Here is a 26,146-nt window from a genome sequence, read left to right on the forward strand (position 1 = left end):
TTAATACGGATACTGGAGGAGGTTCTTCAATTAGAATCGCCGCTTTTTTATTAGTAGGGATTTTGAAAGAAAAAGCTGCTCTCCTAAGACAAAGTTAAGGGGGGTTATTGGATTTGAACCCACAACCTTTCCGCAGACAATAGATGTCTCTGTTCCGATTAAGCTATAAATACAAATCATATTGTTCTACAGTTCGTACGTTAGGTTAATCGATTCCCAGTCATAAACCGTTTGTAAATCTATCTATCAACCAAATCTTCCTTTATACGCTAGAATCTTTTTCATGGCTTCTTTATGGAGCTTTGCCATTTTTGAATTAGCCAACGTTTCTTCTGAAAAATGAGTAATGCCACGCTTGAATTTTTCAATTCGTTTGGGATCTTTAGCCATTTGGCTTGATCTCCCTTCTCCCTTGTTTTTACTCATTCTATTCAAAGGACAGGAAATCTATACAAAAAAACAGGGTGCTTATTGGGGCACCCTGTTTGTAATCTATCGATTCAGATACGACATTATTTTTTTATTCAGTCTTTCAAGTTCTTTGGTCGTTTTACTTTTGGAATGCTCCGATAACGTAGTCACTTGTCCTTCCCTGGAGAAGCGGGCATGGCGATTGTTAGCACCTTTCAGAACTTTGCCTCTAATTTTTGTTTTCTGAGGAAGTTTGATACTCATAGTAAGCCCTCCTTTTACAAGTGTTCTTACACTTATTATAACACATAGCTAACGATACAGGTGATACAGGTTGGTTAGATTAACGATATGAAGAGCGTCTATTTCTAATACTTCCCCGCGTTCACTCTTCAAAACTATTAAATAGTGCTCTTTATTGTTGATCACGGGAACAATCATGCTTTCTTCCTCTATTAAAGAAACCACTTCATATTGAAGCAGGTAATCGGCATATTCCTCTTTATGATTTCCCATCTCAAAATTATGAGTGGCTTCAATGGTGTCCAACTGTCTTAAAATAGCTTCATATACAGGCTGGACTTCTTCATATTCATATTTTTCTTCTTCACTCATTGTTTCCCATCCAGGATTATACTCAGGCGGAGACACTTCCAAGGGAGACACTTGAACAGATATACCATACAGGTCTGTGTACTCTTTTAGGTACTTTTCTATATCTCTAGCGCGACTTAGCATCGGAAAGTAATCATCTGGAAAATAGTTATGTGCATTTTGAATCATGGCTGACATGGTTTCAACCCGTCGGTAATTTGCTTTTCTCACCTTTTCATATGTCAGAATAATGTTTTGCAAATCGTTATTGCGTTCAAACTCTGCTTTCCATAGCTTCATAATGCTTGGAGTTAGTAATAACGCTAAATCCATAAATACTATGACAGTAGTGATTGTTAAGATGAACGGCCAATTAGATAGATGTGTCTCTCCCACCAACAGTCCTACAGCGAGTCCACCCACATAAAGAGTGTACAAAGTCTTTCTAATTTTCGTTAAAGACAACCAATATTTCTGTTGATCCCATAAGAAAAATAGATAGTTTCCTATAGTAAAAACCAATAACGCCCCTACAAAGAAATTAAAAGCCAAGTCATCCTCTCCCCTCCATTTTAAAGATCTACTGATTTGTCTGTTTTACATATCAGCTCCGCCTCCTCATGTATCGAAAGGTAGTAAGTTAATTCTATTTTACCATTCCAGAGATTGGAACTCTGTTTAAAAAGAAAAACAACCCTATCCATAAGAATGGTAGAGTTGTCGAAGCAACAGGACTCTAGGTTGTCCGTTCTTTTTCTAAAAGAGTCTAAGGCTTCTTATAGAACTCTTATGACATCGGTGCATCATCTTCCTATTAGAATTTGTTCGTTCTTGGGTGTAAACTGTCAGTGGAAGGTTTATTCCTATTCATTCGTCGAATAAGAACGCATAAGAAACATCGATCTATTTTACTTAATCCGTACCTTTAACTTAAAAATGAAACAGAGAAGGTGAAAACCAAATTGAAAACACGCAGCTTAGGTAATACAGGAATTCAAGTGTCCGAAGTTGGTTTTGGAGCGTGGCAATTAGGTAATGAGAAAGACTGGGGAAAGATGTCCGATAATGAAGCGATTGATCTAGTGAAGGCAGCTAAGGATTCGGGCTGCAATTTCTTTGATACCGCTCCTAATTATGGCGCGGGTAAAAGTGAGGAACTGCTGGGACAAGCTCTTAAAGGAAAAAGAGATCAGGTGGTCATTAGCAGTAAATGCGGCCATCATCCGAATGATGAACAAAACTTTGATCCTGAAAGATTGATAGCATCAGTAGAAGATAGTTTACGAAGGTTACAGACGGATTATCTGGATAGTCTTCTCCTGCATAATCCTCCTTTCTCCTCTCTTCATGGAAATAGTCCGCAGTTTGAGGTACTACAAAAACTGAAAGACGAGGGAAAGATCAGAGCTTTTGGGGCTTCGGTCGATACGGGAAAAGAGATGGCTGAACTATTGAATCAAACGGAGAGTCAGGTCATTGAGGTGATGTTCAACCTTTTCCATCAAGAACCAGCGGACGCCATGTCATCAGCCCATGAGCAAGGAGTTGGCGTTATTACCAAGGTTCCACTTGATTCTGGATGGCTTACCGGAAAGTACGATGCCAACAGCACCTTTAGTGGAATCAGAAGCAGGTGGAGTGCAGAGGAAATCGAAAGAAGAGGAACGTTAGTCGAACAAGTTCGTCGTATTGTAGGGAATGACTACTCGATGGTACAGGCAGCCCTGCGATTTATTCTTTCGTACAGAGAGGTGTCTGTCATCATTCCTGGAGCTAAAAATATTTCACAATTAAATCACAATCTGAGTGCCTCAGAAGGTGTCCTGCCCATGCAAATGGTTAAGGAATTAAAAGATTTTTGGGAAGAAGAAATCAAGGATTCCAGGTTGACGTGGTAAGGGGAGGGGATCCCTTACCGGATAAATGAACCTTTTTTTACCAGTTATGAATCATGTATAATGGGTAAGGAAGCATGACTTTTTCACTGTTAAAGCGTTATCATATAGGTAGCTAGTAAATAATCATTGGAGAGGCGCGACTGAATACCGCTCGCTGCTTCTCTGCAAAACTCAGGAATAAGGATGGTTAACAATGACCAACAGAGAAACGAGTAAGGATGTCGTCCTGATCGGCGCCGGCATCATGAGTGCCACATTAGGATCGCTTCTGAAAGAATTAGCACCCGATTGGAATATTAAAGTGTTTGAAAAGCTTGATAAGACAGGTGGAGAAAGCTCGAACGTATGGAATAACGCCGGGACGGGCCATGCGGCACTTTGTGAACTCAATTACACAAAAGAGCAGAGCGATGGATCGATCGATATCAGTAAAGCGATTAAAATCAATGAACAGTTCCAGATTACGAAGCAGTATTGGTCATACCTCCTAAGCAAAGGCTACATCCATAACCCGGAAGAATTCGTGCGCTCCCTGCCTCATATGAGTCTCGTACACGGCAGAGACAACATTAACTTTTTGAAAAAGCGTTATGAAACGATGACCGATCATCCACTATTTAAGGGGATGGAATTTTCCGAGGATCCGGAAAAGCTGAAGGAATGGATTCCGCTGATTATGAAGAACCGCACGCTGGATGAGCCGGTGGCGGCGACTCGAATGGAAACCGGAACCGATGTGAACTTCGGAACCTTAACCGAGAAGATGTTTGATCACTTGGAAAGCCAGGACGTTCAATTGCACTATAATCAGCGCGTGGACGATGTGAAGCGTGCAGATGATGGCTCGTGGATGGTCAAAGTCCAGCATATGGACAGTGATCAAACGGCGCTTCATTCCGCTGATTTCGTCTTTGTCGGCGGCGGTGGCGGCAGTCTGCATCTGCTGCAGAAATCCGGTGTGCCTGAAGGGAAAGGCTTTGGCGGTTTTCCAGTAAGCGGACAGTTCATGGTCTGTAACAATCCGGAAGTGGCGAAGCAGCATGAGGCGAAAGTCTATGGCAAGGCTGCAGCTGGTGCTCCGCCGATGTCGGTACCACACTTGGATACGAGGTATATCGATAACGAGCAGTCGCTGTTGTTCGGTCCGTTTGCCGGCTTCTCTCCGAAGTTCTTAAAAGCGGGTTCGCTCGCTGATTTATTCACTTCGATTAAAGTGAGTAATATCTTGACCATGCTTGCGGCGGGTGTGAAGGAAATATCCCTGACGAAATACTTAATTGGTCAGGTCATGCAGACGAAAGAACAACGGATGGAAGCGCTGCGCGAATTTATCCCGGATGCGAAAAGCGAGGATTGGGATCTTGTCGTCGCAGGCCAGCGTGTGCAGGTGATTAAAGATACAGAAGAAGGCGGTAAAGGAACGCTGCAGTTCGGTACCGAGATTGTGAATAGTGCCGATGGATCGATTGCAGCATTACTCGGTGCTTCGCCGGGTGCTTCTACGGCGGTGCATGTCATGATGGACGTGCTCGATCGATGCTTCCCGCAATATATGGATGAATGGGGGCCGAAGCTTACGGAAATGGTTCCTTCTTACGGGAAATCGCTGAGTGAGCATCAGGATCTTCTGAACGAAATCCACAGTTCCACGGCGAGAACGCTTGGGCTGAAGGAAAAAGAACCGGTCCATCAATAGTTCATCGTATAAAAAAGAATAGGGTACTAAAAAAGGATGATCTCTGCTTCAAGCAGGGGTCATCCTTTTTCATGATGTTACTTAGGAATTAAATGCTTATACGTTTTTCGTAAGTCACTTAATGTTTTTAAACGTTCCAGTGATACTTCCTCTAATTCCAGCCCCACGCCCATCACCATGGCCTCGAGAACAGCGACGGGAGCCACCATCGTATGGAATTCCCACATTTCCCCGCGGTGTGTGTAAAGCGAATAGTCTACATACTCATGCAAGTTCGAAACCAATTGATCGGTAATTAATATAATTTTCATTCCCAGGGAATTGGCATGTTCAAATAAGGCCTGGGTTTCAGCAAGCATCTCGACAAATTGAAAAACGATCAGGGTCGAAGCTGAGGACATGTGCAGCATCGATTCGTAGACTTCAAATCCGCTTTTAGCGATCCGTTCGATCCGAATACCAAACCGTTTCAGACGAAATTCTAGTAGATCCCCAAGTCCCTCCGATGAAGCGGGTGCGTAAATATACACGTCTGAAGCGGTGCAGATCGTCTGAATCGCTTTTTGCATATGTTCTTTGTTCAGATGGTTGCCAGTCTGAACCAGATTTTTAAAATGATGTTCAATCAGTCGATTCAAGATGTGATCTTCATCCATCTGCTCGGCGAAGTTCTTAAATTTATTCTCCGGGGTCACTTCGATCCGACCCTTCATCACCTGCTTGAAATCCTTGAAATTCGTAAAGCCGATAAGCGGCCAGAACCTTGATACCGTGGGGACGCTGACCCCCGATTTATCGGCTATTTCCTTTTCCGTGTGATAAACGATGGACGTTCCCTCTTTCTCCACCACATCGGCGATTCTTCTCTGCTTCGGAGTTAAGTGAACTCCTTCCAGTGAAAATAATGACTCCATATCCACCCCTCCCTCGTGAAGTATAACCCGATTTCTTTTTTGTTTGAAAAAAAACTTTCATTCTTATAAAAATGTTTACTTTATTTACAAACCTTTATAGAAAAGCGGGGAAGTCCATTTACGTTTGTTTCTTACCATAAGAATTAGAAAAACATTAGGGAGGTCATTCACATGAACCAATTAAACCGTGAGCAGTATTCGCAGTCTCAGAAGATGATGATTTTTATTTTAGCGATGTCTTTGTTTGGACTGGCTAATTTATTCACAGAGCTGCTACCTGAATTTGTAATAGGTCCTGTAGAAATTTCCGTTTCGTATCTTGCCTTTATTCCTTTGTCGTTAGTTATGCTTTTTCACCCTTTATATGCAGCAGTTGGAGCTTCTGTAGGCGAAATTATTTTTGGGGATTTACTGTTAGGTGATTTTGGTGGACTTGGAGAATTAGAAGGTTTTATTCAATTTACACTCGCCATGTACATTGCCGGCTTGCTGGTAACCAACCTTAAAAGTAAGAAGCAGATCGGTATTGCAGCGCTTGTCGGGATTGCCATTGATCAAATGCTAAGTACGATCGTCGATGTGGGTAAGGTCTGGTTTGGCATTGAAGAAGTAGAAGCCGTGCCTGGATTGCCGGAATCGATCCTCGCGATTGAGGGACTCAGCTTCCTGACAGAAATGATAATTTCCGGCATCATTTTTGGTCTGATTCCTACCTTGTATTTAATTCCCAGATTATATGGAAAAATTGAACCTCTGCTCGGAATTAAGCCTCGTGAAGGTCGCGTGAAAGCCTCTATGACGGGATGGTTGTCGGTAAGGTTTGTCATCCTCGCGATTTTCCTCACCTTCGTTGGAATTGTGGCCGAATTTATGGCAGAGATGGATATCAACTTCGCCGTATGGGAGCCTGAGTTCTTAGAACAGTTTGGAGAAGGGTATATTTGGCTGCCGATTTCTGCTGCCGCTATCATCTTCGTTGTAGCAGTTTCGATCGCGGTGAAAATGATGGGGTCTTCCAGCCAGCGTAAGGAAGGGAAGTCAGCATGAAGGAACCCATCATTACGATCGATCAAGTATCTTTTAAATATCCTGGAGGCACGGATTGGGTCCTCCAGGATTCCTCTCTTACGGTGAATAAGGGAGAATTTCTAGCGATCATCGGTGGCAATGGAAGCGGCAAGTCCACCTTGTGTAAAACCATCAATGGGCTGATTCCGCATTATTATACCGGGGACTTCGAAGGCTCCGTTTCTGTAGACGGAATTAATATGTATGAATCTGCTGTCGCTGTGTTGAGTCAGAAAGTAGGTTATGTGTATCAGGATTTCGAGAACCAATTAATGCGTCCGACGGTATTTGAGGATGTCGTCTTTGCCCCTTTAAACTTCGGAGAACCTGATTTTAAAGAAAAAGCCGAATGGGCCCTGGATGTGCTGGGGTTAACGGATATTAAAGATAAAAGTATCTGGCAGCTTAGCGGTGGACAAAAGCACTTAACAGCGATCGCAGGCGTTTTAGCCTTAAATCCGGAGATCCTTATTATTGATGAGCCTGTCGCGCAGCTGGATCCGCATCATGCGAAGGAAATTTACGAGAAGTTAAAAATTCTTCAACAAGAGCATGGCAAGACCATTATCGTCATTGAACATCATACCGAATTCATCGCTGATTTCTGCTCGGATGTAGCGCTGCTCGATCAGGGAGGCGTGCTATGGAAGCATGATGTGAAAACCGGACTTCAACGGATTGACGATCTACTTGTCCGTCAGATCTTCCCGCCACAGGTGACCCAGGCGGCTGTTGGCGCCAGGAATCCGGAAAAAAACAGTCTGCCCATCACCATCGATGAAGCCGTGGACTACTTTGGGGGTTATAAAAGGAAGGATACAGGCAGAGAGAGGCGTGTTTCTGAAGTAAACGAAGATAGAGAAGAAATCGTGAGTCTTGAGCATGTGAGCCACTATGCCAAGTCCCTGAAAAACCAGAAAATTACCATATTAGATGATCTTGATCTATCGATTAAAGAAAAAGAGCGGATTGCTTTAGTCGGCACGAACGGAGCCGGCAAGACTACGCTGATGAAATGTCTGGCTGGAATTATCAAACCTTCAGAAGGCACAGGACATATTGGGCCGTACGAACTTGAGAAGACGTCACTCGAGAAATTATCACAGGTCGTAGCGTACGTGTTTCAAAATCCAGAAGAGATGTTTATCGAGGATAGCATATCGAAAGACTTGTCTTTCTTTGCGGATTCTAGAGAACTGCAGATGGATGACTTCCTGCAGCAGCTGGTTACTTCTTTTCGTCTGGAAGAAGTGATTGAAAAAGACGGACGTTTACTGAGCGGCGGTCAGCAAAGAAGGTCCTCGTTAGCGATCGGGCTTGCGATTCAGCCTTCGCTGCTTATGTTAGACGAACCGACCGCAAGCCTTGATGTCAAAAGCCGTCAGGAGATGGTCAGAACCCTGCATCAAGTCAGCGAGCAAGTGAAAAGTGTGTTGATTGCTACCCACGATATGCAATTAGTCGCCGAGTGGGCCAGCCGGGTGATTGTTATGGATAAAGGAAAAATTGTATTTGATGGGGCACCGGTGGACTTGTTTGCCAAGGAGCAGATTTGTGACCGGGCCGGATTAATCCCTCCTCAAATTGTTCAGCTTTCCAATCAGTTGATGTTAGATCCTGTAGCTTTATCCATCTCCGATTTTATGAACGATGTAGAAAGGGAGGAGAGCTATGGAGTTCGTTAGCCGCTTGAAGAAAACGTACAATTTAGAATGGATCAAACTGGAGTTATTGAAAACCGCTTTCGGTAAGAAAGATTCCTATATGGGAAAAAAAGACCCGAGATTAATTATTGTCTGGTATTTCATTGTCAGCCTGCTTCCCTGGTTTACGTTTAACCAGACGATTCTGGTAGGTCTGCTTGTCTATACGACGATTATTTCATTCGTTTCACGCGTCAGCCCCCTGATCATAGGTTTATTGACGATAGGGGTGATCGGAGAATTATTTTATATCCTCCTCTTAGTCTTATTGTTCGGAGGGGAATGGGCTGCGTTTTCCTCCTTAATTACCTTCACGATGAAAATAACGATTATGTCGATCGCGAGTATTGCCGCCTTTGCCAGCATGGACCCGGAGAAGCTCAGTGATGCGTTACTAAGCTTCGGCGTCCCAGCCCAGTTCAGCTTCGCCGTATCGTATGGATACCGCATGCTTCCTATTTTATTAGATGAGTATCAGCAGATTATCCTTTCGTTCCGCTTAAGAGGGAAAGCGCCAGTGAACGGCGGCTTCCTGAAATGGAGAACCGTCTATTATTATTCCAAAATTGTCGTCAAAGCGTTCTATCCGATGATGCTGAATACTGCGAAGAAAACTCGTACGACGGTAGAAGCTTTAGAGGTCAAAGGGTTTTCTTATTCCCTTCATAACAAAGAAGCTAAGAAACAAAAGCTGTCACATCTGAAACTGACAACCCAGGATTATAGATTTTCTCTGCTTTCCATCGCTATCTTACTCGTAATCTACGCAGCAGGGAACTATTATCCATTATAAATAGAAAAGAAAGAGGGATCCGATGATGAATATTGATTTCCACACACACGCCAATTTATCCAAAAAAATCCCCGTATCTACGGAAGAATTTAAAGAAAAAATGGAATCAGCCCATGAAAATGGACTTGATGCTGTAGCTGTCACTGAGCATTTTAACGCCGAGAATTTTTTATCCTTTTATGAAGAAATGGAAGAGGTCTTTCCTTATCAAGGGGGCCATTACCAGGTAGGTGAGTTAAAGGTTTTCCCTGGAATTGAAATTGATGTAAAAGAAACGGGCCACTTTTTAGTGGTGGGAGATCGTGACAGCATTAAGGCCATCAGAAAACGATTAATCGGTCACGAAGAGGAAGATCAGTTTATAAACGTGAAGGATTTAGTAGAATTTCTGGCTGACTATGATGTTCTTAAAATTGCGGCGCACCCTTATCGAGAATCTACTCCGTGGGTGCATCATGATGAGGAGATCCTGCGTCAATTTGATGCATTTGATATTAATGGCAAGGATTTATTTAAGTACGGCAGGACGATGAAACAAAGAGTAGAGAACCTCGGCAGACAATATGACACGCCGGTAGTAGGCGGCAGTGACACGCACCAGTACCTGCAGTATGGATCGATCTACAATCGCTTCCCGGATTGTGATACCATTACCGAGTTAAAAGACGCTCTTAGGAACCAGAACTATGAAACCGAAGTCTCTCCGTGTCTGGATACGAAAGTGCATTCGGCCAAGGTCGTGAAGAAGATGCTCAAAAAACAATCGTCTTAGGGTAAGCGCTAAGGAAGAGACTTTGTAAAAAGTTATTGATGATTTTTTATAAGAGGTTGATTACGTAATAGGGCCGTTTAGCTGAAGACTCAGTTTCGAGATATTGGGTGGAGAAGGGGCTCCAGGGAACGGCTCGCTTTCCGTGGGCATGTGGTGAGCTTCCTCAGGCTACGCCTTCCGGGATCTCACCGATCATGTTCATCCCACAGGAGTCTTCGCCGTTCCCTTCCACCCCTTTGCGATCATGGAGCGCTTGAAATCCTTTACGTATATACTCCACCTGAGGAAGAACGGCCTACGTTAAATTCCGAGTCTGTCCAAAGGGTAAACCTCGTTATAGAAGCATTTTAGACAATTTCAGCTTCCCGTTTCTCCTATTAACAGGGTCCGTTCCCAAGAAAATGATGGGTTGGTGGGGAAATGGCGAGACTCCCATGGGAGAAGGGACTAGGTGAGATCCCGCAGGGAGTGAAACGAGCGAGGAAGCTCCTGGTAATAAGGAGGATCGACTAAGATCGCCACGTCCTGTGGCAACGTCGATCGACCCCACATCTTGTAGGACCATAGGAAAGCGAGTTATTTCCCCACCAGCCCTCTTCGACAAAGAGTAACGGACCCAAAATATCTCGAAATCAAGTCTTCAACAAACGGGAGCTTTAGTTTAAATCAACATGAAAGTTTACTAGAGCTATGTAATCAAAAAGCTGACCCCCGCATGATGCTGGGGCCAGCTTTTTCTAATTATTATTCAAAAGACTTCGTACCTAAATAGTGGTCCTGCCAGTAGTCATTCGTCAGATCGGCGTATTCAATGCCGTCACTTCCTGCGTGAACGATCTTGTTATCCCCTACATAAATGCCGCTGTGAGAAGCGCCATTTACATCATAGGTGTCTTCGAAAAAGACAAGATCTCCAACCTCCGGTGACTCAACGAATTCGCCGTTATTACTCCAATTCGTACGGTGCGTACGGGATAGGTCGATTCCGGCTTGTTCATAAGCATATTGAATGAAGCCGCTGCTGTCGAAACCGTCTGGTGTGGTACCGCCCCAGACATAAGGGACGCCGATGAGATCTTCGGCAACCTCAGCCACTTCGCTGGATTCGGAATCCACTTCTCCAGAAGCTGATACTTCTTCCTCAGGTGCTTCTTCTGCTTCCTGTTCATCTTGAGCTTGAGCTTCATCAGTCTCTTTACCTGTATCTTCGGTGGATGATAGCGCGGCCATTGTATTCGGTCCCGCCAATCCATCTACCTTGAGACCTTGATCAGCTTGAAACTCTTCCACGGCGTCTTCGGTAATCGGGCCGAAAAGGCCGTCCAGGCTATATGTATAATAACCAAGCGATTGAAGTTTAGTTTGCAGAGCTTCTACACTTTCCCCTTGATCCCCTTTATGCAGGAAGGAAATTTCTGAAGACTCTTGAGCGTCACTTTCCTCTATTTGGTCTGGATTCGCCTGCGCAAATACACCCTGAGCTGCCATAGGCGAGAGGACGATGGTTGCGGCCATAGTGGATGAAACCACATATTTTCGTACGGATGATCTAGATTTATACATTCAAACTCCTCCTTGTTGTAAATTCCTGCGGACGTTGGGCAATAGAAGTTTGAAAGAGGGCTGTCTTGTGTATCTGATTTATGTACTTCCTGTCGTTTTGAAACGATGTATGTTGAATAGTGCGTGTCTTTCAAACTAATCCTTAGTCTAACAGAGAATTTTTCCAAGGAGGTTTCAGGGACATTAAGCTAAGATGATAATCATTTTACAAATATCTACAAAAGGTTACAGGAGCGGAGAGGCCCTCGCTCCATTCGCTTTAGTAGAGGTTACCGTGGTCATCTGCATAAATGGATTGAATGATGGTACGGCGAAAAGGCTGCTGGGCATAGCTTCCGTGAATATTCATTGTCATATTATACATACCTTCGCCGAGGTCGGGTACGTGGAAGTCGGTTTTGCTTACCTGACTGGCTTTCATATCGCTGAGCTGCAACTGGCCATTTTTGTAATAATCGATCGTTACATTGGTTTGGTATTCTAAGTTATGAGTTTTTATTGTTATATTCCTGTCATCGCTGGAAAGTGCCGTGCTGAGTAAAGCGTTAAGCGGACTCGCGAAGCTGACGTGTAATAAGTAGTGCTCCTTCTGAACAGAGCTTGCTTCCAGCGTCCATGTTCCGGATGCCGGATTGTGAATGGTGAGGGTGTGATGGTACGCTCCTTCGAAAAAAGCATCTGAATCTTGACCCGTTGTGAAATACGGATGGGCATTCCGCTCAGGATCGGTAAGGGTTAAGTTGGAATCCGCCTGGTTACTCAACCAGTTGACGGTCAATTCATAAACCCTTTTTTCCACATGGATGGTTTCATTCGTCGTACCGGTGAATGCTCCGCCGCTCACGTAGTTTCCAGCTTCGGGATTCTGCACCTCATGGGCTGTGTGCGCGGCCTGACGATTCGCAAAGGACGCTGCTTTTTCCTGTAAAAACGGCTCAAAAACGTCGAATGTCGAGGAACCCTCTTTAATCGTTGTGTGGTCCCATTCCCCGGCCTGGATTTCAGTCGCATATTCAATCCGCGAGCTTTTCACCGTAACGGCTCCGTCATTGCTGCCATACGCCCGCAAGTATAAGCCTCCCCAGTATAATGAGCTGCCAAACCGACCCCATTTCGTGCCGGCCAGGGTATAAAACGGCGTCTGATACGCATTTGGCTGGCTGTCGGTTTCGGAGCGGAAATGGCTCATGTAGCCGGTTTGCAGGGAGTAGGTGGCTTCATTTTTACTACCCAGTATATTCGCCAGCCAGCTGGCCCAGCGGCTGTAGGCTAAATCCGCTAGTTGCGAACCGTAATAAGGAGTGGCGAGCGTGATCATTCGTTCGATATAGGGGTCGGCACCATAGTGAACGAGAGCGACCTGCGTATCAAGGCCGCCTTTACTGTGGGCGACGACTACGATTTTTTCTCCAAAATGCTGGTAGATTTCCTTTATTTTTTGTGCGAGTAAAGCGCCGTTCTCCCACATGCTCCGGTCTGGATAGACATCGATAAAGGCAGTTTCGTAGCCATTCTCGTAAGCGGTCGCGTACATATCGTTGCCTTCATACCACGTGTTTGAGGATCGATTAAATCCGTGGATGAATAGAATGGGATGCTTGGAATCGGAGATGGTATCCGGTTTGTCCCCGAGATACCATTCGCCGGGCGTGCCGGAAGCTTTGTTTTTGAATGGTAATGAATCACGTCTGGCGGGGTTTGGTCTCATCTTAATCGGCCTCCTTATTAACATTTCAATATCTTTATGAAGTTTAAGAGGGAGCAGCAAAAAATTAATGTGGCTGCCCCATGCCTGATACCGCGACGGCTAAATAGAGTATAAAGGCTACAGGTAATGCCAGGATGAGGGAAAGCACTGCGATCCATCTTCCAAAACCTTTACTGATGAATAAAGCGATCAAGGCGGTTAATGCAGCTAGGGCTAAAAGAGTAAAAATAATCGTTGCAGGGGCGGTCATATATTCCCCTGGCGGATCATTATTGAGAAATGTGTTAAACAATAGAATGGCCGCCATGTTGATTAGGAGCGATACTCAGCTAAGCCAGGTATTTTTCAGCGAAAACATACTCCGGAGAGAGTCAGTGATTTTAGAGTTACTCATACGATCCACACCTTTTTTATTCATTTTACCATAAATGCCCATTTGGTTTTACCTGAGGGAGGTAAGGATCAAGTTTACGTTTATACAATTGGGGATTTATAGAATAATTTATATGCTATTCAGGAGGCGTTCCCTTGAAGACCTCGACATGGCTTTACTGCGGTCCAGACCTTCTGTATGGAAAACCTCTTTTTCCTTTCATGTATGGAGGGGACATGACGATCAATCTCTGTTCTACTAAAATGAAATAAACGGTTTACGGGCTTTATGTTGATGGAGGGGTATGTTGGAAAGAAAGTTTAAAGTAACACGAAATATTGATATTGTACTTATTCTATCGTTAGCGGTTTATGTGTTCGTAACAGGATTCACTGCCGCAGCACTTCCCGCTATACTTCCAGGGACTATTATTTTTAGCATGACTATTATTAGAGGACTTGAATCGTGGTGGAGAGGCAGTAAACTAGCTGGCGGCATTGCGTTCAGCTTTAGTTTAATCTGTTTATTTGCAATTTTACTGATTCTATTAAATGGATAGGGACTCTGTTTCTTTATCCGAAGCTTGTTCATACTATAATCAAGTAGATAAGGTCGTAATGGGAAAGGGGATTGTGTATGCAAGTTGAAATAAGAAATGAAAGACCACAGGATTACAGAATAGTGGAAGAGTTGGCCAGAGAAGCATTTTGGAATTTATATTTTTCCTGGATGCCATGAACATTTTGTGATCCATAAAATGAGGGAGCATGAAGATTTTATTAAAGAACTTTCCTTTGTAATTGAAGTGGAGGGTAAAGTGGCAGGAGGTATATTTTATACTCACTCAAAGGTAGTATCCGAGGATCATAAAGAATATCAAACTGTCAGCTTTGGGCCTGTTTTTATCGCTCCTGACTATCAGGGCAAGGGACTGGGGAGAAAGCTGATCACTCACTCTATCCAGGCGGCAAAAGAAATGAACTACCGGGCTATTTTAACACTAGGATACCCGTATCATTATGAACCATATGGATTTACAGGCGGTAAAAAATACAACATATCCATGCCGGATAGAAAATTCTTTAAAGGATTGCTGGCATTACCCCTTTATGAAGGTGCGCTGGATGACCTATCTGGTTATGTGGTTTTTTCTGATGTCCTGGAAGCGGACGATGATGAAGTAAATGAGTTTGATCAATCATTTCCTCCAAAAGAGAAGAAGTATCAAGAGAGTCAAGATGAATTTGAAAAAGCAGCCTCTATGCTTGATGAATCATAAGGGGGAATAGGGGGTATCCACATAAAAAAGCGCCTGTCCGTCCGGGACAAACGCCGCGCTTTAATAATGGATAAGCTGGATGGTATATGTTCCCCGCTCCGTCACCAGGGAGAAATGGTTCTCGCCAAACTGGTACTGGGTGGAGTCCTCCAAAGGAATCTCATAGTAGGTTGACGGAAGCGGCTGTACACTCAGGACATCCGTTTCCGTTCTGCCTGTGCCGTGCAGGTGTAAAGCATGCAGCGGTTCATAATCATCCATCCGTCTTGTATCTTTCGAATAATCAATGTGGTCTAAGTTCATATATACGGTATCCTGGTCACGGAGTTCATGCTTCGTAATTCGGATGGTCTTTCCGCTCCATTGCTGCAGAAGTTCGTTGAATTCTTCAATTGATAAGCTGCGTTCGTCCATGATGATCCCTCCTGCTTTTAGAGTCTCCCAGCTGTAAAAAAATCATGCGCTTCTTTGTCACCATAAATGGGTAAAGCATATTTATTTTGTCGGTCCGAAATATGTGCTACACTCCTCAAATGCGAAATTTTATCACTATAATATTTTGACAATTCAAAGGATTTTGCAGTTAGGAGATGCAGCATGAGTATTGGACAAGCTTTTATACAAGAACCAATGGCGATTTTTGCTTATTTAATCGCGATTGTCGGCATTGTTTTTATGTTATCTACCGTAAACAGTAAGCCGATTAAAAAATTCTTCGGCTATCTTCCGCCGTTGATCTGGATGTACTTTTTACCGATGCTTTCAACCACTTTCGGAATCATTCCGCAGAGCTCTGATTTGTACAGTTTCATGGGTACGTATATGCTCCCGGCTGGTTTGCTTCTGTTAATGATCAGTACAAACGTTCCAGCGACCTTCAAACTTGGAGGCAAGGCTGTACTTGTGTTCCTTGCTGGTACCGTTGGTGTCGTTGTGGGCGGACCGGCTGCCTTCGCACTGTTTCAGGGAATTCTTCCTGAGGAAGCCTGGCGCGGAGTCGGGGCACTCGCTGGAAGCTGGATTGGCGGGTCTGCCAATATGGGTGCGATGATTGAAGCCTTCGATACACCCGACGATATTCTAAGTCCGATCATTTTGACTGATACGCTGGTTGGTATCGGATGGATGGGTGTCATGATTTCTTTTGCTAATTTCCAGGACCGCTTCAACCGTTGGAATGACGCAGATAACGCTCAGATTAAAAAAGTGAACGAGGAAATTGCGACGGATGTTCAGCGTAACGCTAAGCCGCTTCAGCTGCCACAGCTGTTTGGTATAATAGCGGTCGGTTTTGCCGGGTCCTATTTGGTTCGGTTGTTCGCAGATTTATCCTTTATTCCAAAGACTGATGTGATGAACACGTCCACGTGGACGTTCCTGATCATTACAGCCGTAGGAATTCTTCTATCTTTTACGAAGGTACGGAATCTGGAGTACTACGGAGCGAGTAAAATCGGTTACCTGGGGATCTACTTGTTCTTAACGGCGATCGGTTCCCAGGCCAATCTGATGGATATTGTACAGGCGCCGCAATTTATTTTGATGGGCATGGTTTGGCTGTCCATCCACATTATCTTTATCTTCGCAGCCGCACGACTGCTGAAAGCGCCGCTTTTCTTCGTAGCAGTCGGATCACAGGGGAACATTGGCGGTACAAGCTCGGCACCTATTGTCGCATCTGTATTCCAGCCGGCCCTTGCACCTGTAGGGTTACTGATGGGGATTCTCGGTAATGTGGTCGGCACCTATGCTGCCCTACTCTGTGGTCAGCTTGCACGGATGATTGCCGGCGGTTAATTTCCGGATCTCATTTGAAAAATGGAAAAGGTGATGGAACATCACCTGAAAGAGACCTTATGCATGGAGGAATTGTCTCCCCCGCATGAGGTCTTTTTTTAAGATCATTAAACTTGCGTGTTGACTTTAAAGTAAAGCTCCCGATACTGGAAGACTCAGTTTCGAGACATTGGAGGAGCGGAAGGTCCTCCGGGGGACGATTTCGCTTTCCGTGGGCATGTGGTAAGCTTCCTCAGGCTTCGCCTTCCGGGATCTTACCGATCATGTTCATCCCACAGGAGTCTTCATCGTCCCCCTCCGGACCTGGCCGAATCAGAAACTCGAAACAGCTTCGTTCTTCACCCGCTTGAGAAGAAATAACAACATGGGCGTATATCCTTAACAGGCTGGAACTACGCTGGATAGCCTGTTATATAAGCATTTCAGGCGGGATAAGGAGATAGGATACTCTCTTTCCGAAGGGTCCGTTCGCCCTAATAAAGTTGGGCTGGTGGGGATATGGCGAGACTCCCATGGGAGAAGGGACTAGGTGAGATCCCGCAGGGAGTGAAACGAGCGAGGAAGCTCACCGTTCCCCCATAGGAAAGCGAGCTATATCTCCACAAGCCCTTCTCCAAATATCGTAACGGACCCAAATTATCTCGAAACTGAGTCTTCAGCTAACCGGCCCTTTTGTGCAATAAGAATCTTGTGAAGAATCAACAATAAAGTTTAACAGAGCCTTTTTTTAAAATGTTCGTTATCTTAACGTATAATGATGCTATACCATATTTTGACTAGGGGAGATGACTGTGAAAAAAGTCTGGATACTTATAGCTGCCGGTCTGCTTATTCTATTAACCGCCTGCGTACAGGGAGATGTAGGGGTGAAAATTAATAAAGATGGCAGCGGAACAAGTACGATTACGCTCGGAATTGAAGAGAGTACCTATGAACAGTTCGGCCAGCGTGCCGAAACGATGCTGAGCTCTGTCAATGAGGAGCTCGAGGCTCAAGGCTATACCGTCGAATCCTATACGGAAGAAGGCTACAAGGGTTTTAAAGCCATGCAGTCGTTTGAAAATGTTCGTGATATGCAGATGATCCCTTCGATGGGATCCGTTAGTGAGACAGGGACAGGAGGTTCCATGAGTAATGTACCGCTCGATGTGTCGGTGGAGGAAGGCTTTTTTACGAAAACGTACCGTGTCGAAGGGGAGTTGGATCTTGAAAATTCAGGGTTATTGGGCGGCATGCAGCAGCTCGTCTCCAATCAGCTGGATCTGACCTTCACGCTGGACCTGCCGATTTCTCCTGAAGATCACAATGCCGATGAAGTAAACGGCAATGCATTAACGTGGAATATTAAAACCGCCGGAACCACAGAACTTATGGTGGAAGCAGCGGTTCCGAACGTTCGAAATATTATCCTGACAGCGGCGGGCGTCCTTTTATTAGGTGGCGTGTTGTTCTTTGTCATTAGGAATAGGAGGCGTACATCGTAAGGACCGAGTATGCACTTGATCAGACCTTTGGAAGCATTTTTTATAAAAAGGTAATGGTAATCGTACCGAAGTGGGGAGCGCTGCCCTTTATTCTCGCTCGAGCCCTCTCTCAAATGCAGCCAAATGATTCACCGATGCATCCCGAAGCTGCGTAAACACCATCCTTATATCAGCAGGAAGCGGGTACGTTAAGAATTTGTTGTACATCGCAATATTATCGATTTCGCCTCGAACGCCCGCTCCATAGGCTCTTTTAATATTGTCGGGGGTGACGACAAAGAACTGGGAGGTGTCTTCAGGCAAGGGTACCTGATAGCGCGTGAAAAGCGTATTTAAAGCAGCGATGTGCCGTAATTCTGCTTCTTTAATCCGTGCAAATGTACGAACATTCCCGAACGTGTTTAAAACGTCCTCATATCTCGCCTGTGCTAGATACTCATCCTGCATCGCGTAGGTAAGCATGTCAGGAATGGTTAAAGTGGAAGCATTCATGGCTCCCTTAGCGCCGAATTCCTCATCCGTCTGACGTTCATTTTCCGAATTTCCCCCACTTTTCATCTGAAAAGATAAAAACCAAACCGCGTGGTTCTGTTCATCTGCAGCAGCACGGCGGAAGATTTCTTTTACGGAGGGGTCCTGAGCCTGATCGGCTATGTCTAAATAAAAATCAACCGTTTCCTGTTCATCATCGAAGGCAAAGGCAATGCCTTTTTCAAAGGAATCGGGGCATTCCTCGGTGATTTGCGGCGTCGGCTGTCCGCCTCCGGTTAATTGGGTGTAAAGTCTGCGGAACTCTGTGTAGTGCCGCTGTTCATCCCTGCGTATTTCCTCAATGCGTTTTTTAGTCATTTTGTCCGGTGCAAGCTGGGCCAGCTTCTTATAGCAGGAGATTGCGCTGTATTCACCATTAATTGCTTTCTCAATTGCCTGAATGAGCTTTTTTGGGGAACGCATAAAGTCCTGGGGGTACGAAGGATAAGGATAGTAATTCATAGATGATGGTCCTCCCGGTAAGTAAAGGTTCATCTATCCTATGCTTTTATCTGGGGAAAGCGTGCATGATTGATGGGAAACGAAAAAAGCAGCTTCCGCGTTGGGAAGCTGCTTTTCTGCTTAGTTTTCAGAAGAAACCATGTCAATAAAGTGGGAGAGAATGCGTGCCGTAAGCCCCCAGATCACTTTATCCTCATACTTGTAAAAGTACTCCTCAAACTGGCGCGTCTGCCAGTTGTAATCCTTGCCACCCTCAATTAATTCAAAAGGGAAATTTTCCTTAGGTCTTGCCTCGAATCCCACGTGATGGATTTCTGGTTCGGTTTCCATTAAATAGGATAAGGGAACCGTAAATACATCACCGACTTCATCCGGATTCGGATCAACCGCGCTGTAAGGCTGGTTAACGTAACCCGCATAAGGATACACAATCATCCCGAACGGGGAAACGAGGTAATCCAGGGGATGAACGTGAAGCAAATCCTGTTCAGGTATGCCCAGTTCTTCCCTTGTTTCTCGGAGGGCTGCTGCTTTTGCGTCGGGATCCTGCAGATCAATTCTGCCGCCGGGAAAACAGATCTCACCGGGCTGCCTTCTCATTTTATGAGAACGAACTTCAAACAGGACGTGTGTTTCATTGTTTTTCTCAATAAGTGGTAGCAGAATCGCGAACTTCACGAAATTTTTACTTCCAAGGATGGACGGGGTGTGCTTGCTGACTTTATGGAGTAGATTTTCCGGATCCATAACTTCACCTCAAACTTTCTCTATCTTTACTATAACAAATGAACAAGCTTCCGTAAGTCGGACATGCTTACATTATATTCAAAAGGAGTGGGTACATGTGAATCATAAGATCGAAGTCATCCAGGGGGACATTACCAAAATGGAGGTCGATGCGGTGGTGAACGCCGCAAACAAAAAGCTTGCCGGTGGCGGAGGTGTCGATGGAGCGATTCACCGGGCCGGCGGGCCATCGATTATGGAAGAGAGTAAACAGTTTGACGGATGCGAAACAGGCGAAGCGGTGGTGACCACAGCTGGAAACATGCCATCTGAGAAAGTGATTCATACCGTTGGCCCCGTTTGGAATGGAGGTCATAAAAACGAGGCGGACCGGCTGGCAGACTGCTATCGTAACTCCCTGAAACGGGCATCGGAACAAGGTCTTCGAACCGTGGCTTTCCCGAATATCAGCACTGGGATTTATGGCTTTCCGAAAGAGGAGGCGGCCGATATTGCAATCCGAACTGTCCAGGACTATTTAGAGGAGCACGAAGAAATCGAATACGTCTATTTCGTCTGCTTCGACGAAGAGAACAAACAAATCTACGAAAATCGACTAAGCAAGTAATATTACAAAATATTCCACCTCAGGTCATCCAGATTCTGGATGACCTGAGGTGGTCATTATGCTGACCCATTCACGAACCTTAATTGAAATTTTCTAAAAATGGAGACCTGGCTCTTTAAAAGTCCAGCCGTTACACGTACAATGAATACTAATATCTAATCCTTTGTTCATTTAAAGAATAGATGTAAACAAAGACAGGAAAAGGAGATTTGTCCTATGACTCAATCATTAACTACTGTAGAAAGTCGCCTTAGAAAGCAAAAACCGGATAGCGGCCAGATCCCTTTTGGCAGAACTTTCACGGACCACATGTTTGTGATGGATTATGAAGAAAGCAAAGGATGGCATGAGCCGCGAATCGTGCCTTATGAACCTTTGACTCTTGACCCTGCTGCCATGATTTTTCATTACGGCCAGACCGTATTTGAGGGCTTGAAAGCCTATCGTACCGATGACGGTCGTGTGCTATTGTTCAGACCTGAAAAAAACTTCGAGCGTTTGAATCTTTCCAGCGAACGATTGAGCATTCCGCCGATTGATGAAGAAGCCGTTATGGGTTATTTGAAAAAGTTGATCGATTTGGAAAGGGACTGGGTGCCGGAATTTGAAGGCACGTCCTTATATATCCGTCCGTTCATTATAGCGACGGAGCCGAGTCTTGCTGTGGCACCTTCGAAGATGTATAAGTTTATGATCATTCTTTCACCGGTAGGTCCTTATTTTTCAGGCGGCATTCGTCCGGTCACGATTAACGTCGAAGAAGAATTTACACGTGCGGTGAAGGGCGGAACTGGCATGGCTAAAACAGCCGGTAACTACTCTTCCGGCTATCAGGCGCAGGCGAAAGCCAGCAAAGAAGGGAATGCTGATGTGCTTTGGCTGGATGGCGTAGAGAAGCGATACATTGAAGAGGTAGGCAGTATGAATATCTTCTTCAGAATTGATGGAGAGATTGTGACGCCGGCTTTAAGTGGAAGCATTCTGAGAGGCATTACCCGGACCTCTATTCTTGAACTGCTGAAAGAGTGGGGCTGGACGGTGAATGAGAGAAGAATCTCGATTGAGGAACTGTATCAGTACTATGAAGAAGGTAAATTGGAAGAAGCATTTGGAGCAGGTACCGCTGCTGTTATTTCTCCGGTAGGGGAATTCAACTGGCTCGGGAAGAAAATGGTCGTTAATAATCATGAGATCGGACCAGTAGCTCAGAAGCTCTATGATACCGTAACCGGAATCCAGCGAGGAAGAAAAGAAGACGATCACGGCTGGACCGTCGAAATCTAATAGACAAATAATTCCACCTCAGGTCATCCAAATATTGGATGACCTGAGGTGGATTTTTTTTCCTCTTTTTTGTTATTTCATATAGTTGCGGATGTCTCCGGTTTTTGGATCAACGAGGTACCAGCCGTATGTGGCTGTATGGTTATCTACGACCTCATAGACGTGTACGAGATACTTGCGATCCACCATACGGTCGTATTCGACTTTCATATTCGGTTCGTTTTCCAGATCTTTATATTTCCTGACCATTGTTTCTGCCTCTTGCTTCGTTACTCCATCAGCTACAGGACCAGATTTGTCCCCACCCTCATATACTTGCACTTCGGATCCGATCGGTAGATTGTGAGGGTTTATGCCCGTGTTCAACTCGTACAAGTCTTCAAGTGTTACACCTTTATGAAGGTTCGCAATGCTGTAAAGCGTTTCTCCTGGTTCTACGGTATGATAAATTTCCTGTGAACCTTGATCATCAGGCGGGCTGACTCTTACTTCAGAACCAATCTGCAGATTCCAAGGGTCGATGCCAGGATTCCATTCAAATAATTCTGTGAGTGTAACTCCCTTGTGAAGGTTCGCAATGCTGTACATGGTACTGCCGGGAGTTACGGTGTGGAACTCTTCTGTAGGCTCTTCTTCACGTATGGTTTCATCTGTTTTAACTATAATTTTCGAACCTGGCTGAATGACATCTGCATCAATTCCCGGGTTCCATTTGTATAAATCTTCTACGGCCACATCACTGTATTCCTGGGCTATACTCCAAAGCGTGTCTCCTCGTTCAAAGGTCACCGTTGAATTCTCTGCTGATGCACTGCCGGCACCAACCCCAAACGTCATTCCCGCTGCTAATAACGGCGCAAGATATTTAGTTTTTTTCATACAGGACCCCTCCTTGAAAATATTTCAAAAGTGTTACATTTATTGTGTTTCGGTTTTCTCTGTAATCTAAACGTAAAATTTTAAATTTTTCCAATTAAAATTTGATCGTCTTCACGTATTCAGCTTATGATGACCTTAAGTATGCCGATATCAATAAAGAGGATTTGTCATTAATTCCGAAATAAACGTGCAGGAGGGTGAATAATGAAAAAGTTTCAACAGGCTTTAAAGAGAATAATGGTCGTTACCGCCATTGTGATGTTGTCTGGTACCACTCTTTCCTTACCATCGACTACGGTTCAGGCTAAAAGTTTAAAACACGAACTCTATCAGACGGAAAATGATGAACTGAAGTACTCGAAGGAGATTGTACGAGAGGTATTTAAAACCCTAAGGCGAGAAATGAAAGGCCCGCTCAGGTACGACGAAGCGATTTCACTCATTGAAAAAATGAGTAAAGTGGAGGTCATGGATCGCTACCTTGCTTCCTATGGCAAAAAAGTGGACGCAAAGGAAATTCCGAGAATCGTTAACCAGATTTATTCGATTGACCTCGAGCGAATATCTGAGCTGGGAGCGGGAAATCAAACGTATCCGGACGAAATTATCCAAGGGGTGAAAGAATCGCTGCCCAAATGGTTAGATGAAGAAGACATTCCGTCACTATCCAAATTAGAAGTACTGGATTTATACTTAGCGTCTTATGGTAAAAAGATCGATGGCCCTGAAATTCGAAGAGTACTCAATCAGATTTTCGGAATAAACCTGGATGGCATTTCCTCGCTTGAAGGTTCAGGCGTCTCTTTATTTTCAAAAGACCAGTGGATATCCCAATATGATCAGGACTTATTTGTCGTTCAAACAGGGTTAACGGATGTAGATGTGTGGATCTATCCAACCGACTATTTTACAGCTCAAACTGATTTGGAACAGCTGCCTGAGGAACTGCAGAACCAGCTTAAAAAATTGGGGTACAGGTACAATGAGGAAGTAGGAGCGCTTTATTATGCCGATCCGGATGGGAACTCTGTACCTGATCAATTTAAAGGTCAGACACTTGGCACACTCATTCAATTCATCCAGACGAATTATCAGAACTTATTATAAAAAAATCCCTGTGCTCGATTAGACGAGCACAGGGATTTTTTATATAACTAGCTATATGCATGTTCTCTTTGCTGAACAGAAGCCAGAATCGTTTCAATCTCATTGGCTTCTTCTTCTGTTAAGGGAAGCAGCGGCAAACGAACGCCGCCGACTTCTATGCCTTTTCGGTTCAAAGCGGCTTTAACCGGAGAAGGACTAGGGGCAGAGAAAATGGCATGCATGACGGGAAGAAGGGTACGGTGCATAGCTGATGCATAGCTGCCGTTCCCGTTTCGATAGGCTTGTATCATGGCCTGCATTTCATTTCCAATCACATGGGCTGATACGGACACAATTCCAGTACCGCCAATGGATACAAACGGAAGGGTATTGGAGTCTTCGCCGCTGTAAACCGTGAATTCATCCGGTGTACGACTGATAATTTCAGAAGCTGCGTCTAAATCACCGCTCGCTTCTTTTACCGATACAATGTTCTCAATTTGAGATAGGCGGACGATCGTTTCAGGCGTCATATTCACGACACTGCGTCCTGGGATATTATAGAGCATGATTGGCAGGGAAGTAGCTTTGGCAATCGTCGTAAAATGCTGATACATGCCCTCTTGGGTTGGTTTATTATAATAAGGGGTCACAAGCATAATCGCGTCAACGCCTGCTTCTTCTGCTTGTTTAGTTAATTGAATGGAAGCTCTTGTATTGTTGGAACCCGTTCCCGCAATAACTGGAACTCTGCCACTCACGACTTCCACGACAAATTTATACAGGCTTACTTTTTCCTCTGACGTTAACGTTGGAGATTCTCCTGTTGTGCCTGCGATCACTAAACCATCAGAGCCGTTGGAGATTAAGTGATTAACCAGGGAGCGGGTCGCATCAAAATCAATATTTCCTTCTGAATCAAACGGAGTTACCATAGCTGTTAGTACTTGACCAAAGTTCATAACCTCACACCTTTACTTAGTTTTTTATACGTTCGAGGTTTGAGGGCTCTGCAGCAGTAAAGCACAAAAAAGCAGCAACGAGGGTTCGCTGCTGCTTAGAACTTTGATATCCGTTCCTGCATTAAGATAGCCCTCCATATAGTCTCCTATATGACAGTTCTGCACCTCTTAAGCATCAGAACCAGCATCGGGAATATGAGATTCCGTCAGCTTCGGCAAAAACCCCTTTCCTCATGTTTCACAGGATCTCATTCTCCTTCACATGCGTACTCTTGGAATTTGCACCTCTATCCTTACTTCAATAGAATTGAAATAAGAAAATATTTAGTTCCTTGTAACGTATCATAATTTATTTGAAAATTCAAGGTTTATATTTTGTGGTATTTAATGTAAGTTGTTATAGTTAGGGAGAGTTACTATCCATTTATTATCTCATTTATTTCGCAAAAGGTGAAAGATTCCTATACAGTTTGGCAAAACTGAAGAGGACGAGTAATTTTGGCTGTAAAAAATTTTTACACAAAAATTCCACATTTAGAATTACGGGATGACTGGTGTGGTATCGAAGGCTTTGTGACAGGGCATAGGTATATTACAGATGTTACAATGGGCATACACACGAGAATGTGATGGATGTACAGTAGGCGGGCACGTGTTACAATGACAAGCATTAGGTATTCGAAAGGGGAATGACATTGAATAAGAAATGGTTATTAAGCTTATCACTTGCTTTATTCATAGCGTTATTAACAGCATGCGGTAACGATGAAGGATCAGGTGGAGACAGTAACAATGAAGAAGCTCAACAGGAAGAATCTTCTGAGAACAGTGAAAGCAGCCAGGAAGGCGAAGGCAGCAGCCAAGAGGGCGAAAATTCTGAGCAGCCTCAAATGCCAGAACCTGACTTAGAAGGCGTGCCTGAAGTAGTAGCTACCGTCAACGGCGAAGAAATTCCAAAAGAAGAATTTACCCGCACGTACGAAAGCCAGTTCCAGCAAGCTGCCATGCAGTCTCAAATGTCTGGCCAGGAAGTTGATCAAGAACAGTTGAAGAAGCAGACGGCAGAAGGTTTAGTTGGACAGGAGCTTCTTGTACAGGAAGCCAATGACCGCGGACTTGAAGCAACGGAAGAAGAAGTCAATGAACGAATTACCGAAGTGGTCGAATCCAATCAAGGGGTAGAATCTAAAGAACAGTTCTTCTCCACGATTGAAGAACAGCAGGGTATGAGTGAAGAAGAGGTTAGATCCCAGCTTCAGACTCAGGTCAAAGTAGACAAGTTACTAGCTGAAGAAAACGGCGATCTTGAACCTACAGAAGAAGAGATTAAACAAGCGTATGACGATGCGAAAGCTCAGCAAGAAGAATCCGGAAGTGAACAGCAGCTTCCGTCCTATGAAGAAGCTAAGCCAACGCTTAAACAGCAGTTGACTCAGCAAAAAGAATCCCAAGCATATCAAGCTCTTGTAGAGAAGCTTCGTGAAGATGCAGACGTTACAGTTAATCTATAATTCATTAAAAAAACCAGGTCCTTT

26 protein-coding genes and 1 riboswitch are annotated in these 26,146 nt (G+C 44.4%); of the genes, 14 read left to right on the top strand and 12 right to left on the bottom strand.

Annotated features, from left to right (window positions below; all coding sequences use genetic code 11):
• Nucleotides 1-246: 246 nt before the first annotated feature.
• The 3 genes from ACTWP7_RS10975 to ACTWP7_RS10985 all read right to left on the bottom strand — a co-directional run bounded on the left by ACTWP7_RS10975 (nt 247) and on the right by ACTWP7_RS10985 (nt 1,557).
• Complete coding sequence (locus ACTWP7_RS10975; protein ID WP_014645262.1) at nt 247-390, bottom strand: hypothetical protein; 144 nt, start codon at nt 388-390, stop codon at nt 247-249.
• Nucleotides 391-492: 102 nt separating this feature from the next.
• The gene (locus ACTWP7_RS10980) at nt 493-675 is read right to left on the bottom strand and encodes a hypothetical protein (protein WP_443123205.1); all 183 of its coding nucleotides are present in this window, start codon (nt 673-675) and stop codon (nt 493-495) included.
• A 48-nt stretch (nt 676-723) separates the two neighbouring features.
• Nucleotides 724-1,557, bottom strand: coding sequence for a type II toxin-antitoxin system SpoIISA family toxin (locus ACTWP7_RS10985; protein ID WP_443123206.1), 834 nt, complete (start codon nt 1,555-1,557; stop codon nt 724-726).
• Between the two features lie 410 nt (nt 1,558-1,967).
• Between ACTWP7_RS10985 and ACTWP7_RS10990 the strand changes: the two genes are divergently transcribed.
• The gene (locus ACTWP7_RS10990; RefSeq protein ID WP_443123207.1) at nt 1,968-2,903 is read left to right on the top strand and encodes an aldo/keto reductase; all 936 of its coding nucleotides are present in this window, start codon (nt 1,968-1,970) and stop codon (nt 2,901-2,903) included.
• Between the two features lie 193 nt (nt 2,904-3,096).
• Complete coding sequence (locus tag ACTWP7_RS10995) at nt 3,097-4,599, top strand: malate:quinone oxidoreductase (RefSeq protein WP_443123208.1); 1,503 nt, start codon at nt 3,097-3,099, stop codon at nt 4,597-4,599.
• Nucleotides 4,600-4,676: 77 nt separating this feature from the next.
• On the opposite strand, the gene ACTWP7_RS11000 is transcribed toward ACTWP7_RS10995, so the two are convergent.
• Nucleotides 4,677-5,513 (bottom strand): MurR/RpiR family transcriptional regulator, encoded by an 837-nt coding sequence (locus ACTWP7_RS11000; protein ID WP_443123209.1) that lies wholly within the window; start codon nt 5,511-5,513, stop codon nt 4,677-4,679.
• A 171-nt stretch (nt 5,514-5,684) separates the two neighbouring features.
• On the opposite strand from ACTWP7_RS11000, the gene ACTWP7_RS11005 reads away from it, so the two are divergent.
• From ACTWP7_RS11005 to ACTWP7_RS11020, 4 genes are read left to right on the top strand one after another with little or no spacing between them, the layout of a single operon-like run.
• On the top strand, nt 5,685-6,560 hold the full coding sequence (locus ACTWP7_RS11005; protein WP_443123210.1) for a cell division protein FtsQ: 876 nt from the start codon (nt 5,685-5,687) through the stop codon (nt 6,558-6,560).
• On the top strand, nt 6,557-8,266 hold the full coding sequence (locus tag ACTWP7_RS11010; protein ID WP_443123211.1) for an ABC transporter ATP-binding protein: 1,710 nt from the start codon (nt 6,557-6,559) through the stop codon (nt 8,264-8,266). The genes ACTWP7_RS11005 and ACTWP7_RS11010 overlap by 4 nt, the downstream gene beginning before the upstream one ends.
• Nucleotides 8,253-9,077, top strand: a complete 825-nt coding sequence (locus tag ACTWP7_RS11015; protein WP_443123212.1) for an energy-coupling factor transporter transmembrane component T family protein — start codon at nt 8,253-8,255, stop codon at nt 9,075-9,077. The genes ACTWP7_RS11010 and ACTWP7_RS11015 overlap by 14 nt, the downstream gene beginning before the upstream one ends.
• A 25-nt stretch (nt 9,078-9,102) precedes the next feature.
• On the top strand, nt 9,103-9,849 hold the full coding sequence (locus tag ACTWP7_RS11020) for a PHP domain-containing protein (protein ID WP_443123213.1): 747 nt from the start codon (nt 9,103-9,105) through the stop codon (nt 9,847-9,849).
• A 744-nt stretch (nt 9,850-10,593) separates the two neighbouring features.
• Here the strand turns inward: ACTWP7_RS11020 and ACTWP7_RS11025 are convergent.
• The 3 genes from ACTWP7_RS11025 to ACTWP7_RS11035 form a co-directional block, all read right to left on the bottom strand.
• Nucleotides 10,594-11,412 (bottom strand): C40 family peptidase, encoded by an 819-nt coding sequence (locus tag ACTWP7_RS11025; protein WP_443123214.1) that lies wholly within the window; start codon nt 11,410-11,412, stop codon nt 10,594-10,596.
• A gap of 259 nt (nt 11,413-11,671) precedes the next feature.
• Nucleotides 11,672-13,120 (bottom strand): esterase/lipase family protein, encoded by a 1,449-nt coding sequence (locus ACTWP7_RS11030; protein WP_443123215.1) that lies wholly within the window; start codon nt 13,118-13,120, stop codon nt 11,672-11,674.
• Between the two features lie 64 nt (nt 13,121-13,184).
• The gene (locus ACTWP7_RS11035; RefSeq protein WP_443123216.1) at nt 13,185-13,412 is read right to left on the bottom strand and encodes a hypothetical protein; all 228 of its coding nucleotides are present in this window, start codon (nt 13,410-13,412) and stop codon (nt 13,185-13,187) included.
• Between the two features lie 388 nt (nt 13,413-13,800).
• Between ACTWP7_RS11035 and ACTWP7_RS11040 the strand changes: the two genes are divergently transcribed.
• The gene (locus ACTWP7_RS11040; protein ID WP_443123217.1) at nt 13,801-14,052 is read left to right on the top strand and encodes a hypothetical protein; all 252 of its coding nucleotides are present in this window, start codon (nt 13,801-13,803) and stop codon (nt 14,050-14,052) included.
• A 198-nt stretch (nt 14,053-14,250) separates the two neighbouring features.
• Nucleotides 14,251-14,772, top strand: a complete 522-nt coding sequence (locus ACTWP7_RS11045) for a GNAT family N-acetyltransferase (RefSeq protein WP_443123218.1) — start codon at nt 14,251-14,253, stop codon at nt 14,770-14,772.
• Between the two features lie 60 nt (nt 14,773-14,832).
• On the opposite strand, the gene ACTWP7_RS11050 is transcribed toward ACTWP7_RS11045, so the two are convergent.
• Nucleotides 14,833-15,186, bottom strand: coding sequence for a hypothetical protein (locus ACTWP7_RS11050; protein ID WP_443123219.1), 354 nt, complete (start codon nt 15,184-15,186; stop codon nt 14,833-14,835).
• A gap of 183 nt (nt 15,187-15,369) precedes the next feature.
• On the opposite strand from ACTWP7_RS11050, the gene ACTWP7_RS11055 reads away from it, so the two are divergent.
• Together ACTWP7_RS11055 and ACTWP7_RS11060 are read left to right on the top strand one after the other, a co-directional pair.
• Entirely contained in the window at nt 15,370-16,569 is a 1,200-nt protein-coding gene (locus tag ACTWP7_RS11055; protein WP_443123220.1) for a DUF819 family protein, read from the top strand.
• 791 nt (nt 16,570-17,360) lie between these two features.
• Nucleotides 17,361-18,053 carry an LppM family (lipo)protein gene (locus ACTWP7_RS11060; RefSeq protein ID WP_443123221.1) on the top strand — a complete coding sequence of 231 codons (693 nt, stop codon included), beginning with the start codon at nt 17,361-17,363 and terminating at the stop codon, nt 18,051-18,053.
• 87 nt (nt 18,054-18,140) lie between these two features.
• Here the strand turns inward: ACTWP7_RS11060 and ACTWP7_RS11065 are convergent, their stop codons facing one another.
• Nucleotides 18,141-19,046, bottom strand: a complete 906-nt coding sequence (locus ACTWP7_RS11065; protein ID WP_443123222.1) for a ferritin family protein — start codon at nt 19,044-19,046, stop codon at nt 18,141-18,143.
• A gap of 120 nt (nt 19,047-19,166) precedes the next feature.
• On the bottom strand, nt 19,167-19,793 hold the full coding sequence (locus ACTWP7_RS11070; RefSeq protein WP_443123223.1) for an NUDIX hydrolase: 627 nt from the start codon (nt 19,791-19,793) through the stop codon (nt 19,167-19,169).
• Between the two features lie 97 nt (nt 19,794-19,890).
• Between ACTWP7_RS11070 and ACTWP7_RS11075 the strand changes: the two genes are divergently transcribed.
• Nucleotides 19,891-20,400 carry an O-acetyl-ADP-ribose deacetylase gene (locus tag ACTWP7_RS11075; protein WP_443123224.1) on the top strand — a complete coding sequence of 170 codons (510 nt, stop codon included), beginning with the start codon at nt 19,891-19,893 and terminating at the stop codon, nt 20,398-20,400.
• Nucleotides 20,401-20,616: 216 nt separating this feature from the next.
• Nucleotides 20,617-21,684, top strand: a complete 1,068-nt coding sequence (locus ACTWP7_RS11080) for a branched-chain amino acid aminotransferase (RefSeq protein WP_443123225.1) — start codon at nt 20,617-20,619, stop codon at nt 21,682-21,684.
• Nucleotides 21,685-21,756: 72 nt separating this feature from the next.
• Here ACTWP7_RS11080 and ACTWP7_RS11085 read toward each other — a convergent pair whose 3' ends face one another.
• Nucleotides 21,757-22,563, bottom strand: a complete 807-nt coding sequence (locus tag ACTWP7_RS11085) for a LysM peptidoglycan-binding domain-containing protein (protein ID WP_443123226.1) — start codon at nt 22,561-22,563, stop codon at nt 21,757-21,759.
• A gap of 204 nt (nt 22,564-22,767) precedes the next feature.
• Here ACTWP7_RS11085 and ACTWP7_RS11090 point away from each other — a divergent pair, with 204 nt between their 5' ends.
• Complete coding sequence (locus tag ACTWP7_RS11090) at nt 22,768-23,670, top strand: hypothetical protein (RefSeq protein WP_443123227.1); 903 nt, start codon at nt 22,768-22,770, stop codon at nt 23,668-23,670.
• Nucleotides 23,671-23,717: 47 nt separating this feature from the next.
• Here ACTWP7_RS11090 and dapA read toward each other — a convergent pair whose 3' ends face one another.
• Nucleotides 23,718-24,611 carry a 4-hydroxy-tetrahydrodipicolinate synthase gene (gene dapA / locus ACTWP7_RS11095; RefSeq protein ID WP_443123228.1) on the bottom strand — a complete coding sequence of 298 codons (894 nt, stop codon included), beginning with the start codon at nt 24,609-24,611 and terminating at the stop codon, nt 23,718-23,720.
• Nucleotides 24,612-24,730: 119 nt separating this feature from the next.
• Nucleotides 24,731-24,909: riboswitch (Lysine riboswitch) on the bottom strand.
• A 391-nt stretch (nt 24,910-25,300) separates the two neighbouring features.
• On the opposite strand from dapA, the gene ACTWP7_RS11100 reads away from it, so the two are divergent.
• The gene (locus ACTWP7_RS11100) at nt 25,301-26,122 is read left to right on the top strand and encodes a SurA N-terminal domain-containing protein (RefSeq protein ID WP_443123229.1); all 822 of its coding nucleotides are present in this window, start codon (nt 25,301-25,303) and stop codon (nt 26,120-26,122) included.
• The last annotated feature ends 24 nt before the right edge of the window (nt 26,123-26,146 follow it).

This window comes from Halobacillus sp. B29, from assembly GCF_052246755.1.
GTDB classification, from domain to species: Bacteria; Bacillota; Bacilli; order Bacillales; family Halobacillaceae; genus Halobacillus; species Halobacillus halophilus.